This window comes from Bartonella japonica (genome assembly GCF_040545385.1).
Lineage (GTDB): Bacteria > Pseudomonadota > Alphaproteobacteria > Rhizobiales > Rhizobiaceae > Bartonella > Bartonella japonica.
Window position 1 is genome coordinate 55,805 of sequence record NZ_JBEPLT010000003.1, and the last position, 12,989, is coordinate 68,793.

Genomic DNA, 12,989 nt, shown 5'->3' on the forward strand with positions numbered 1-12,989 from the left:
TCTTTCTTTTAGTCTGAGACAAGTTTTTTAAGCCGTTCCATGGCAGCTTCGTCTTTTATATCGTTATTTTCAAGCTCATAAGGAATGACGCCAGCTAATTTCCCGCCTTTTTTTAGTAAAAAAATTGCTGCTGTGTGGTTATAAGTGTAGTTTCCATCCGTTCCAGGTACTTTTTCAGCAACAATATTAAAAGAATCTACCATTTTATGAACTTTTTCAGGATTTCCACTGATACCAATAATTTTATTGTTGAAATTACTGAGATAATTATGAAGAACTTCTGGAGTATCACGTTCAGGATCAACAGTGACAAACCATATTCCTAATTTATCAGCTTTTGGGCCAAGGGCTGTCAGCCATCGGTCAAGATTGATCAATGTGGTAGGGCAACTTTCAGGACACATGGTGAAGCCAAAGAAAATAATTGAAGGCTTGCTTCGAATATCAGCTTCGGTAATAGTGTTTCCATTGGAATCGGTGAGTGTAAAATTATCGCCTAAAGGTTTATTTCTTAACGTATCATAACTAAAAATGCCTATAAGAAATATAATCGTCAGCCCTAGAATACGTATTACATTTTTCATGGTTTGTCTCTCTTAAAGTACTAGGAAATTGTAGCATTGGTGGTTTGGTTTTGCAATCTTTGTTTCATGGTTGGTTTTATTCATCTCGTCGCTATGTCTCTCATGTTATTGATAAAAACAATTGGTAAAAGATGAATGGGTATTGAGCAGGATCTTCGATTTCATAAAAGTGAGCCTCATATCAGTACAACAGCACGATTGCATGGTTGTAAATTAGGACGCTATGTTGGAATCAATGAACGGGTGATTTTGCATGATGTAACAGTTGGGGATTTTTCTTATTTTGAGCGGAATAGCGAAGCGATTTATAGTGATATTGGTCGTTTCTGTTCTATTGCATCTCATGTACGCATTAATGCACTAGAGCATCCTATAGAACGGGTTTCAACGCATAAAATAACATATCGCCCTAATGAATATTTCCGTTATATGCCGTTAGATAGTTCTTTTCGTGAAAAGCGTCGTGCAAAACGTGTGATTATTGGGCATGATGTATGGATTGGGTGTGGTGCGGTTATTATGCCAGGGGTAACTGTTGGACATGGCGCTATTATTGGTGCTAATGCCGTTATAACAAAAGATGTTACACCCTATACGATTGTTGCTGGAGTCCCTGCAAAGCTGTTGCGGATGCGTTTTCCCAATGATGTGATTCAGGTACTTTTAGAGATGGCGTGGTGGAATTGGCCGCTTGATAAAATTTACAACGCAGTATCCGATATGCAAAGCTTATCAATTGAAGATTTTATTCGTAAATGGAAGTAAAAAATGTGGAAATATTCTTTTTATATTTGCATTTTTAGACTTTGGTTACGAAATTATCAAGGACACGTTTTTCGCCAACTTTCTCAAACGTAATTGTTAATTTGTGTCCGTCTATAGCTGAAATATGTCCGTAACCAAATTTTATGTGAAAAATTCGGTCATTGATTGAAAAACTTGATGGCATATCAGATACTGATTGCGCGATGACTTTTCCTTCAATGTTTTTTTGTGCACGCTTCCATCTTGGTGTTGCGTAATCGCTATAAAAGGGATCAGTCTGTTTAAAATGTGAGTTTCCATAACCACCATAAGAGGTTCCCATTTCTATAACTTCTATATGCTCTGCTGGTAACTCATCCAAAAAACGCGATGGAGTCGTAGATTGCCAAAGACCATGAACTCTTCGATTGGATACAAACCATATATGCAAATGTTTTTTTGCTCTTGTCAGTCCTACATAAGCTAATCGTCGTTCTTCTTCTAATCCTAAACGTCCACCTTCATCCAATGAGCGTTGGTGAGGAAACAAACCTTCTTCCCAACCAGGAAGAAAAACTGTTTCAAATTCAAGTCCTTTGGCTGAATGAAGTGTCATGATGTTGACTGCATCGGTATTTTCGTTGTTTTCGGTATCCATTATCAGTGCAACATGTTCTAAAAAGCTTTGAAGACTTTCAAATTGCTCCATAGAGCGGATCATTTCTTTGAGATTTTCTAGCCGTGTTGGTGCTTCTGGTGAACGATCTTCTTGCCACATAGCCGTGTAGCCTGAATCATCAAGAATTGTTTCAGCAAGTTCTCTATGGGGAATGTTTTGCAGCATGCTTTGCCAGCGGCGAAAGTCTTCAATAATACTTCGTAGTGCACTGCGTGCCTTGGGTTTTAATTCATCCGTTTCAATAATTGCTGCGGCGGCGGAAAAAAGAGGAACAGAACGTGCACGTGCACTCTCATAAAGGATGCGTAGGCTTGCATCTCCTAAACCGCGTTTGGGTGTGTTGATAATGCGCTCAAAGGCTAAATCATCTGCTGGTTGGACAACAACACGTAAATAAGCCAGAGCATCACGTATTTCCATGCGTTCATAAAAGCGTGGTCCACCAATGATACGGTAGTTAAGACCAAGTGTTACAAAGCGATCTTCAAGTTCACGCATCTGAAATGATGCACGTACCAATATAGCCATATGATTTAATAAATGGCCAGCTTGTTGAGCTTGTTCAATTTCTTCTCCAATGGCGCGCGCCTCTTCTTGAGAATCCCACGCGGCATGGATTTTTACTTTTTCTTCTTTACTATTTATCTGATTAGAAAAAAGTGTTTTTCCAAGCCTTCCTTGATTATGAGAAATGAGATGAGAAGCCGTTTTGAGAATGTGTGATGTTGAGCGATAATTGCGTTCTAATCGAATAATTTTTGCAGGAGGAAAATCTTTCTCAAAACGCAAGATGTTATCAATTTTAGCTCCACGCCATCCATAAATAGATTGATCATCATCACCAACACAACAAAGGTTGACATGTTGCTCTTTGGATCGTTGCGCTAGAAGGCGAAGCCAAAGATATTGTGCTGTATTTGTATCTTGATATTCATCTACAAGAATATAGCGAAATTTAGAGTGATATTCGTGGAGAATATCTGGATTATGTTGGAAGAGAGAGATGGAATGAAGCAGAAGGTCACCGAAATCACAGGCATTAAGACTTTTTAACCTATCCTGATAGTTACGGTAAAGTGTACGTCCCATGCCGTTACCGAAGGAATGAGCATCGCTTTCTGAAATGTGTTCTGGTGAAAGTCCTTGATTCTTCCAAGAATCAATCATCATTGCGAAGCTACGTGCAGGCCAACGTTTATCGTCTAATCCTTCAGCTTGGATCAGTTGCTTTAAAAGACGAATAACATCATCGCTATCGAGAATTATAAAGTTGCTTTTTAAGTTAATTAGTTCTGCGTGACGGCGCAAAATTTTTGCACCGGTGGAATGGAAGGTTCCAAGCCATGGCATGCCGTCAACAGTTTCACCAATAAGTTCACCAATACGTGTTTTCATCTCGCGTGCTGCTTTGTTGGTAAAAGTTACTGCAAGTATCTGTTGAGGAGAAGCAAGTCCAGAACGCAAAATGTGAGAAAGGCGGGTGGTTAAAACGCGCGTTTTTCCAGTACCAGCACCCGCAAGAACTAAAAGAGGCCCCTCTGTATTTAATACAGCTTGTCGTTGTTCTAGGTTGAGATTTTCTAAATAGTCTGCGTCACATTGTGCTTGTTTTGTTGTTATAATGTGAGAAACTAATCCAGAGTTTTTTTCATGCTTATGGGGAGGAGACTCATCACCTTCTTCTTCAAAAAATGGTATGTGATCGAAAAAATTATTCATTATATCTTTTGTGTAATATTTTTTTCATTTGAGTGCTAGATCTAAAAAACCTTTTTTCAAAAAAAGATATAATAATTTCGGTTAAATCAAGAGAAAGAAGAGAGAAAAAACAAGCTATTAAAGATTCTGATTAAGAATACTTTGAAGGGCATAAATACGTAATGAAGCCGAGAGATTTATTTTCTGAGGCCTTTTGCTGTCAATATCAGCGATAATAAAAGTTAAAGATTGTCCTTTTTTACGGGCTATAGTTTTGAGAATATCTAGAAATGGCTGCTCTAAAGATACACTTGTTGCATGCCCCTTAATTCGAACAGATATTTTTCGCGCAACCGCTTTTGACCAATCGATAGAATTATCTCTGTGCATTTTTTCTATTCTTGTTCGTTGTATCGTAAATGATTTTGATCAAGAAATTTTTGTGTTTTTATAGCTTCGTTACGTTCGAAAAGTTTTTCAGCTTTTGTGCGTCCAAAACGATAGCGATTTTCCTCTGCGTGAATAGCTTGCGCTGCACGCTTTTTTTGTTTTCGAAATTGACGAAGGTTAATGATTTCAGTCATAAGAGAATTTATTCATTTTTTTCGAAAAGAATCTAAGGAAACAACATCAGCACTCTGTTTTATGTCATTGTTTAAAGGTTCCTTATTTGTCGTGTTTGAGGGTTCTTTATTTGCCGTAAGATTTTGTTTTTTTATGAGTAAATTCTCTTTTTTTTGTTTGTCCGATAGAACAAACGGTGTTTTCTGGGTATTCTCTGAATTTTCGCTCTCTTCAGAGGTAAGGTTTGAGGGCAGGTCGAATGCTGCTTCAAATGATGCCACAGGATCATAAAATACTTGGATAGAATTAAAAGGAATTACTAGTTTTTCAGTAATTTCTTGAAAAGAGAGCGTTACTTCGAAGGCAGTTTCCGAAACGTTTAAATCCCTGAACTGATATTGTAATACGATTGTCATTTGTTCTGGGTAACGATTTTTAAGCCGAGGAGAAATCTTTATGCCTGGAGCATTTGTCAAAAAAGTAATGAAAAAATGATGATTTCCTGGAAGACCCGCTTTGGAAACTTCTGATAAAACTTTACGAATAACCCCACGAAGTGCATCCTGAACGAGAACATCGTAACGGATTTGATCTTGAATCATCGAAGCTTATTCCTTCTATCACGTGCAAAGACGATTATACATTATATTGTGCAATGGAATGTATTTAAAAGCTAGTCATATTTTGCTTTTGTACACTTAAATTCATCGAAAAAGAACATAAAATTTTATGACAAATAGTATCTGAGAGATCAACCAATAACATTTAAGAAAGTGAAGGCTTCTGTTGCCAGGTGCCTTCGAACCCCGCTTAAACCTGCGACGGTTTAAGACTTAATTTGAAGCATTCACACCACCTCAAGCGGCGAGACGTACTTCCGCATAGTTGTCATTTGCAACTACTCATTTAGTCCGATAACGGTGGTACTATGCCGAGTAAAAGAGCAATCTTTACGCTCTTGTCGATCCTATTTCGCCCCCACCAAAATATAAGAGATGAAATTATATTTTGGTGGAGGCGCCGGGTACCGCCCCCGGGTCCAACGAGTTTATTTCATTGTCCATTTATTACCATAGCTGGCAAGCCAGCACTTTAAATATAGATGAAGAACGGTCTTTGGAAAAGGGGGGGTTGTTAATATTTTAAATCCTCTAATTATTTACGGAGCTATATAGTGCGGTTGTAAAGTACAGTTGATAATTTTTGGAGAGGAGATGCACACAATGACAAATGATCTAGCAGATATTAAATTATATGATCAAAATCCTGATGAAGCAGCGATAGAAAGGCTTAGCCATCGTTTAGCTTTGGTGATGAAAAAGCAGGACGCATCGCTTGTTGCTACTTCAGATCTAAAAGAGCTGGAACGTGTTGAAAAATGGGTGCAAGAGGTTTTAGGTGTTGATGAGCAGAGTGCTAAAACAGCTGTTGTAAAAGTTGCAGAGATGATGTCTGGAAATCGCAGAAAAAGCCGTATGACGTTTTATTACTTGGTTGCTAAACAATTAAATAAGCTTCATAAAATTTAAATAATATGAAGACTGAATTTTTATGTAATAACAAAAAGCCCAATTTCTTGGGCTTTTTGTTTAAAAGAGGCTAATTAATATCGTCTCCCTGCAGATATCCCTTTTTTCGAGCATCTGGCATTAATAAAATTGCAATGAATGCAATGATCATTATACCAATTATGTAAAAATGAAATACAGATTCATACCCAATCTTTTTAAATTTGAGCGCTACAGCTTCAGCTGAACCACCAAATAACGCGTTGCCAATAGCATAAGAGAGCCCAACTCCTACGGCGCGTACTGAAGCAGGAAACATTTCTGCTTTTACGATACTAGAGACGGATGTATAAAAGCTCATAATGCAGAGAATTCCAATAATGATGAAGAATGCAATCCATGTATCGTTAGTGCTACCAATGATTCTCAGTGCAGGAATTGTAAAAATAATGGATAAAGTACTCCAAATGATGAGTGAAGTTTTTGTACCAATTTTATCAGCTAAAGAACCAAATATGGGTTGAAGTAACATAAAAACAAAGAGTGCAGCAGTCGTTATTGTTGTTGCAGTGTGTTTATCAAATCCGGTTGTTGTGATCAGATATTTATGCATATAAACTGTATAGGTGTAAAATGTGAGCGATCCTCCAGCTGTAAAGCCAATAACAAGAAAGAAAGCTTTCCTGTGATTGCGTAAGATCTCTTTAAGACTACCGGTATTTTCTTTAGATCGGCCTTCTTTACTGGTTGTTTCATGAAGTGAACGGCGTAGATAAACCGCAACAAGTGCTCCTAAGCCACCAATCGCAAAAGGAATACGCCAGCCCCATGCTTTTAATTGATCTTCGGTAAGATAAAGCGCGAGAGCAAACATAACCAAGCTCGCAAGAAGCTGACCACCGATAAGTGCGGCATATTGGAACGAGCTAAAGAAACCACGATGATTTTTAAGAGCAATTTCACTCATATAAGTTGCTGTGGTACCATATTCACCACCCACTGAAAGTCCTTGAAGCATACGGAGTATAACGAGCAATACCGCTGCTGTTGCTCCAATAGTTTCGTATGTAGGAAGTAAAGCTATGAGGAATGAGCCACTGCACATCATAAAAACAGAAATAAGCAAAGAGCGCTTACGTCCATAACGGTCAGCAATAAATCCAAAGAGCCAACCACCAAAGGGACGCATGAGGAAACCTATAAAGAAAACAATAGAAGATTTTAAAAGTTCGGTAACAACATCTCCGTCAGAGGGAAAAAATTGTGATGCAAAATAGATAGATGTGAAAGAATAAACATAGAAATCATACCATTCTACTAGATTACCTGATGTACTAGATATGATAGAGAGAATACGTTTTCTTTTATCATGTGGTTCTAGAGTTGTTTTATTCTCCATAAGTCTATCCCCTTTTAATTTCTATTCATGTTGTGTTTATTATTTTGTATTTATTTTTTTGAAAACTGTTTATAGTATTTTATTTTTTACGTCAAAAATTTAATCGGGTCGTGATAATTTCTTGTATGACTTAAGGAGAAAGATTTGAATTGCATTTTTATGAATTTTATAGTTTCCATTTTCTATCATCGACAGAATCGGGCATAATGCTTATATGAAAATCTACCTCGATCTTTTATCTCACGTTTTAAATCAGGGCACTGATAGTGCAGATCGAACCGGTGTTGGGACGCGATCGATTTTTGGATACCAGATGCGGTTTGACTTACAGGCTGGCTTCCCATTGTTAACGACGAAGAAATTGCATTTACGTTCGATTATTTATGAACTTTTGTGGTTTCTTAAAGGTGATACAAATATTGCGTGGTTGAAGGAGAATGGTGTATCGATTTGGGATGAATGGGCTGATGAAAAAGGAAATCTTGGTCCTGTTTATGGTTATCAATGGCGTTCTTGGCCGGCTCCTGATGGACGCCATATTGATCAAATCAGTAATCTTTTGACTATGATTAAGGAGACACCTTATTCTCGTCGTCTCATTGTATCTGCGTGGAATCCTGCATTGATAGAGGAAATGGCCCTTCCACCTTGTCATTGTCTTTTTCAATTTTATATTGCTGATGGTAAATTATCCTGCCAACTTTATCAACGTTCAGCAGATATTTTCTTAGGCGTTCCATTTAACATTGCTTCTTATGCATTGTTAACGATGATGGTTGCGCAAGTCTGTGGACTTAAAGTGGGTGATTTTATTCATACTCTTGGTGATGCTCACCTTTATTCTAATCATTTTGATCAGGCTAGATGTCAATTAACCCGTACACCAAATACTTTGCCGTTGGTGTTTATAAATCCAGCGGTAACAGATCTTTTTTCTTTTAAGTTTGAGGATTTTGAATTGCTTAATTATGAAGCGCATCCCCATATTAAGGCACCGGTAGCAGTATGACTTTTCCAGTTTATTTAATTGCAGCTGTTGCAGAAAATGGCGTTATCGGCCATGAGGGTGTCATGCCTTGGCGCTTGTCAACGGATTTGCAACGCTTTAAGGCTTTGACTTTCGGTAAGCCGGTTATTATGGGGAGAAAAACTTGGGATTCTCTTGGGCGTCCTTTACCAGGGCGCACAAATATTGTTATTACCCATAATCCTAGTTTTACAGCTGAAGGTGCTACGATTGCTCATTCTTTATCTCAGGCTTGTTCTATTGCAGAAAAGGTGGCTTCTCAAAATGGTGCAAATGCAGTTTTTGTTATTGGTGGGGGGGAAATTTTTAAACAAGCATTACCTATTGCTGATAAAATATTTCTTACGGAAATCTTATCTTCTATCAAAGGTGATAGTTTTTTTCCTATTTTTGATAAAGAAAAGTGGACTATTGTGCAAACACAATATATTCCAGAAGGAGATAATGACAGTCACCCGACATGTTTTGTAGTTTATGAGCGGAAATAATCATTTGTAATTTAAGCGAATAGAACTTGTCAGTTAATGTTGTAATCAGATAAGAAATATTCTGTTAGATCAGGTAAATGGTTGGTATTTGATTAATAGTAGTCGATTAAAGAGGTGATGATGCCCTGGACAAATCAAAATGGTGGTGGCCCGTGGAGCGGTGATAAAAATAAACTCGGTGGTGATAAAAAAGCACCAGCTAAGAACCTGTTCGGTTCTAGTGGTGATCATGGTCCCAATTTTGACGACATTTTGCGTAAAGGGCAGGATCAGTTTAAACAAGTCGGGGGAAGTGGAATGTTTATTTTATTACTTCTTCTTGCTGTGTTGTTTTTATTATATCAGTCTCTTTATATTGTCCAGCAAAATGAACAAGCCGTGGAGTTGCGTTTTGGGGTGCCTAAAACGGGAATTATCGGCGATGGCTTGCATTTTCACTTTTGGCCCATTGAGACTTATATGAAAGTTCCTTTAACAGAAAAGACAATCGCGATTGGTGGACAGACCGGACAGAAGCAACAAAGTGAAGGTTTAATGCTTTCGAGTGATCAGAATATTGTTAATGTCAACTTTTCCGTTTACTATCGAATTTCACGCCCAGGTCAATTTTTATTCAATGTAAATGATCAAGAAGGAACAGTTCGTCAGGTCGCTGAGAGTGCAATGCGTGAGGTTATTGGTTCAAGGCCAGTTGATGACGTTTTACGTGACAAAAAAGAAGAAGTTGCCGACGATGTTAGGAAAATTATCCAAGTGACTGTCGATAAATATCAACTTGGTGTTGAAATAAGCCGTGTATCGATCAGTGAAGCCGCTCCTCCTACAAAGGTTGCTGCTGCATTTAATTCTGTTCAGCAAGCAGAGCAAGAACGTGGGCGAATGATAGAAGAAGGAAATCGTGTGCGCTTTACTAAGATTGGTTTAGCAAATGGTGAAGCTTCACGCACACGAGAAATCGCAAAGGGTGAAAAAGCACAAATGGTTGAAGAGGCAAGAGGTCGTGCTGAGCGTTTTCAGGCTATAGCGCGTGAGGCTGCAATTTCACCAGAGGCTACGCGTTATCGTCTTTATATGGAGACTGTGGGGCGTATTCTTTCTTCACCTAATAAACTGGTTCTTGATCAAACAAATTCTCCAGCGGTGCCTTATTTGCCTCTGAATGAATTGCTGCGTAGCAAAGCATCAGAAAACACTAAAAAGACATCAGCACGTCCTGCATCGCTCTTGGATTCTCATATTTCTGGAGGTCGCTAATTATGCAGCAGTCTCGTTTTTTATTTGTTTTTAGTGCGATCATGCTTCTTTTGATGGCTTTATGGATGTCTATCTTTATTGTCTATCCTCGCCAACAGGTAGCAATTAAGCGTTTTGGGCAAATTGTTAAGGTAGAATCTAACCCAGGAATCTATTTAAAAGCGCCCTTTGTGGATAAAATGATTGTTGTTGATAACCGGTTGTTGCGTTACGATGTTCCTACACAATCTGTCCAGGTTCGTGGTGGTGCTTATTATGAAGTGGATGCATTCTTTATCTATCGTATTACGGATCCTAAATTATTTTTACAGCGCATTGCTTCAGGACGTCCACAGATTGCTGCGCGTGAAAATCTTGCACCGCGTTTTATCGATGCTTTGCGTGCTGTTTACGGTAAGCGAGAATTTAAGGCGGCTTTGTCAGATGAACGGGGGGCAATGATGGCTGAAGTGCAACGGCAGTTTTCTGTCGATGCAGGTTCATTGGGGATTACCATTGTTGATGTACGTATTCGCAAAACTGATTTAACTGATGCTGTTTCAGAAGATGTGTATCGGCAGATGGCAGCTGAACGTGAGGCAGCTGCAGAAAATATTCGTGCTCGTGGTCAACAGGAAAAAGATCGTATTGTGGCGGAAGCTAATCGTGAATATGAGGAAATCGTGGCAGCTGCAAAGCGTGATGCTGAAATTACGCGTGGTGAAGGTCAGGCCGAAAGTATCCGCCTTTTATTGAGTGCGAGGGAAGCTAATCGGTCCTTTTACGATTTTTGGTTAGCCATGGAACAATATAAGAATTTGGAGCAGATTCCGATGGTGATTTCACCAAACGAGGATTTCTTCTTCTATTTCCGGAATCCATTGCAGGATAAGAAAAAACTTTTATCCACACTGAACACTGGTCTCAGTGAAACTGATACACAAACTGGGAAAGAATAAAGGAAACGATGTGCTATGGACACACTACTTTGGCATGAGAATTGTGATTTGAGATTGCTTTCTTTTATGATGAAGGCGGAAAGTGTTGAGCCATACTGATATTGATGCAATGTGATGAGGTTTGTTGTAGCATTTTGTTAAAGGCATGTTATGGGTATAAATATTATAGGTAAAAATACGTCTTTGAAGCTCTTTGCTACAAGGGTTGTTGTTTGTGCGGTTTTGTTTTTATCAGGATCAATCAGTGTGTCTTGGGGAGAGGAGAAAAAAAATACTCTCCTTTCCGTTCCTGATTTGGCTGCTGAACTTTTGGAAACGGTTGTAAATATTTCTATAGCACAAACCGTCAACGGCACAGAGCAGGACGAACATACCTCTGTACCTACTGTTCCAGAAGATTCATTGTTACAAGAATATTTTAGTGATTTTTTTTCACCTAAAGATGGTCAAAAAGACAGTCAATTTCAAAAGGTACGTTCTTTGGGATCTGGTTTTGTGATTGATGCGCAAAGAGGGCTTATTGTTACAAATTATCACGTTATCGTTGATGCCGATGATATCGAAGTTAATTTCACTGATGGTACAAAACTCAAAGCAAAATTACTCGGAAAGGATAGCAAGACTGATTTGGCTCTGCTTCAAGTGGATGCAGGAAGTAAAAAATTAAAAGCTGTACATTTTGGTGACTCAGACAAAGTACGTATTGGCGATTGGGTAATGGCTATCGGAAATCCCTACGGTTTTGGTGGAAGTGTAACGGTTGGTATTATTTCTGCACGTAATCGTGATCTTAATGCTGGTCCTTACGATAATTTTATTCAGACAGATGCTGCGATTAACCGAGGTAACTCTGGGGGGCCATTATTTGATAGGAATGGTAAGGTGATTGGAATTAATACAGCAATTATTTCACCCTCTGGGGGATCTATCGGTATTGGTTTTGCTATACCATCGGATATGGCTCTTTCTGTTATTAATCAATTGCGTGACTTCGGAGAAATAAGGCGTGGTTGGTTAGCTATTCGTATTCAACCGGTCACAGAGGATATTGTAAAGGGTTTGAAACTAGACAGCATTGAGGGGGCGTTGGTTGCTGGTAAAATGGAACAGCAAGATGTTGATAATAGTCAATTGCAGACGGGCGATGTTATTCTTTTCTTTGGAGATACAAAAATTAAGCATGCGCGTGATTTGCCACGTTTAGTAGCGGAAACTCCAGAAGGAAAAGTCGTGGATATTACTGTTTTGCGGAATGGAGAGAAAAAAACAGTAAAAGTTAAGCTTGGACGTTTGGTTGAAACAGATGCAAATGAAAATACAGAAGAAGAATCTGGCGGTCAAAAAAGCAACTCTGCATCAAAAAGTGTGACAATGCAATTTATGGGAATGACATTATCTGAGCTGACAGAGGATTTACGTCAACATTATTCAATTACAGATAAACTTCAAGGACTTGTAGTGACATCTGTTGCACAAAATAGTGCTGCGGATAAAAAGCGTATTCGTATTGGTGAAGTGATTGTGGATATTAATCAAAGTTCTATGACAACAATCGAGGAAGCTAAAAAACGTATTAATAAATTACGTGAAGCTGGGCGCAAAAATGCTCTCCTTATCGTTGCACGAACAGATGGAGAGTTGCGGCTTGTGACGATTCCAATAGATTGATGTTTTGGGAATTAAGTTTTTTAAATATATCTTGAGTTTTTTGTTATCGCACATAAAAATATGTGAAGGTCTTTCTCTTTAATTTGCAAAAGAGAAATTATATAAAAAACTTAATATGTAAGTTTTAATCTATGAGTATTGCTGTATTTTGCTTCCTGACAATGGATTTATTCTTTTCATGCTGTGTGTGAGAAAACAATTGAGACATGGAAGATTGACGGAAGTTATGTAATGGGTGCTTATCACAAATTAGAATATTATCTTTTGTATAAGCTAAAGCTGTTTTATTGTGTGTATTAAGCTAAGAAATTATTTTTATATAGGATTGCAAAAAGCGTGTTTGGTCATCATGCTCGATCTGAGGGAGGTAGCTGTATTTATTATTGAAGAATGATAGTAGAAAAAACACTCTAAGATTTTGTGTCGTTGTCTTTATTT

At 38.3% G+C, this 12,989-nt stretch carries 13 protein-coding genes and 1 other RNA gene; 7 read left to right on the plus strand and 7 right to left on the minus strand.

All coding sequences use genetic code 11. From position 1 onward, the window contains the following. Positions 1-8: 8 nt before the first annotated feature. Entirely contained in the window at positions 9-584 is a 576-nt protein-coding gene (locus ABID39_RS02475; RefSeq protein WP_354185709.1) for an SCO family protein, read from the minus strand. A gap of 135 nt (positions 585-719) precedes the next feature. Here ABID39_RS02475 and ABID39_RS02480 point away from each other — a divergent pair, with 135 nt between their 5' ends. Then, entirely contained in the window at positions 720-1,349 is a 630-nt protein-coding gene (locus tag ABID39_RS02480) for a DapH/DapD/GlmU-related protein (RefSeq protein ID WP_354185711.1), read from the plus strand. A gap of 34 nt (positions 1,350-1,383) precedes the next feature. On the opposite strand, the gene ABID39_RS02485 is transcribed toward ABID39_RS02480, so the two are convergent. The 5 genes from ABID39_RS02485 to ssrA all read right to left on the minus strand — a co-directional run bounded on the left by ABID39_RS02485 (position 1,384) and on the right by ssrA (position 5,397). Continuing rightward, the gene (locus tag ABID39_RS02485) at positions 1,384-3,726 is read right to left on the minus strand and encodes an ATP-dependent helicase (protein ID WP_354185713.1); all 2,343 of its coding nucleotides are present in this window, start codon (positions 3,724-3,726) and stop codon (positions 1,384-1,386) included. 117 nt (positions 3,727-3,843) lie between these two features. Continuing rightward, positions 3,844-4,095: a ribbon-helix-helix domain-containing protein gene (locus ABID39_RS02490; RefSeq protein WP_354185715.1), complete on the minus strand. Its 252-nt coding sequence runs from the start codon at positions 4,093-4,095 to the stop codon at positions 3,844-3,846. 5 nt (positions 4,096-4,100) lie between these two features. After that, complete coding sequence (locus ABID39_RS02495; RefSeq protein ID WP_354185717.1) at positions 4,101-4,289, minus strand: DUF4169 family protein; 189 nt, start codon at positions 4,287-4,289, stop codon at positions 4,101-4,103. Positions 4,290-4,301: 12 nt separating this feature from the next. After that, on the minus strand, positions 4,302-4,871 hold the full coding sequence (locus tag ABID39_RS02500; RefSeq protein ID WP_354185719.1) for an SspB family protein: 570 nt from the start codon (positions 4,869-4,871) through the stop codon (positions 4,302-4,304). A 170-nt stretch (positions 4,872-5,041) separates the two neighbouring features. Continuing rightward, positions 5,042-5,397: a transfer-messenger RNA gene (gene ssrA, locus ABID39_RS02505) on the minus strand. Between the two features lie 95 nt (positions 5,398-5,492). On the opposite strand from ssrA, the gene ABID39_RS02510 reads away from it, so the two are divergent. Next, complete coding sequence (locus ABID39_RS02510) at positions 5,493-5,798, plus strand: DUF2853 family protein (RefSeq protein WP_354185721.1); 306 nt, start codon at positions 5,493-5,495, stop codon at positions 5,796-5,798. 70 nt (positions 5,799-5,868) lie between these two features. On the opposite strand, the gene ABID39_RS02515 is transcribed toward ABID39_RS02510, so the two are convergent. Continuing rightward, the gene (locus ABID39_RS02515; RefSeq protein WP_354185723.1) at positions 5,869-7,176 is read right to left on the minus strand and encodes an MFS family transporter; all 1,308 of its coding nucleotides are present in this window, start codon (positions 7,174-7,176) and stop codon (positions 5,869-5,871) included. Between the two features lie 214 nt (positions 7,177-7,390). Between ABID39_RS02515 and ABID39_RS02520 the strand changes: the two genes are divergently transcribed. From ABID39_RS02520 to ABID39_RS02540, 5 genes are all read left to right on the plus strand, one after another. Continuing rightward, on the plus strand, positions 7,391-8,185 hold the full coding sequence (locus ABID39_RS02520) for a thymidylate synthase (protein WP_354185725.1): 795 nt from the start codon (positions 7,391-7,393) through the stop codon (positions 8,183-8,185). Beyond that, positions 8,182-8,691 (plus strand): dihydrofolate reductase, encoded by a 510-nt coding sequence (locus tag ABID39_RS02525; RefSeq protein WP_354185727.1) that lies wholly within the window; start codon positions 8,182-8,184, stop codon positions 8,689-8,691. Before ABID39_RS02520 ends, ABID39_RS02525 begins: the two co-directional genes overlap by 4 nt. A 120-nt stretch (positions 8,692-8,811) precedes the next feature. Beyond that, positions 8,812-9,945 (plus strand): FtsH protease activity modulator HflK, encoded by a 1,134-nt coding sequence (gene hflK / locus ABID39_RS02530; RefSeq protein ID WP_354185804.1) that lies wholly within the window; start codon positions 8,812-8,814, stop codon positions 9,943-9,945. 2 nt (positions 9,946-9,947) lie between these two features. After that, entirely contained in the window at positions 9,948-10,883 is a 936-nt protein-coding gene (gene hflC / locus ABID39_RS02535; protein WP_354185729.1) for a protease modulator HflC, read from the plus strand. A gap of 150 nt (positions 10,884-11,033) precedes the next feature. Then, the gene (locus ABID39_RS02540) at positions 11,034-12,551 is read left to right on the plus strand and encodes a Do family serine endopeptidase (RefSeq protein ID WP_354185732.1); all 1,518 of its coding nucleotides are present in this window, start codon (positions 11,034-11,036) and stop codon (positions 12,549-12,551) included. The last annotated feature ends 438 nt before the right edge of the window (positions 12,552-12,989 follow it).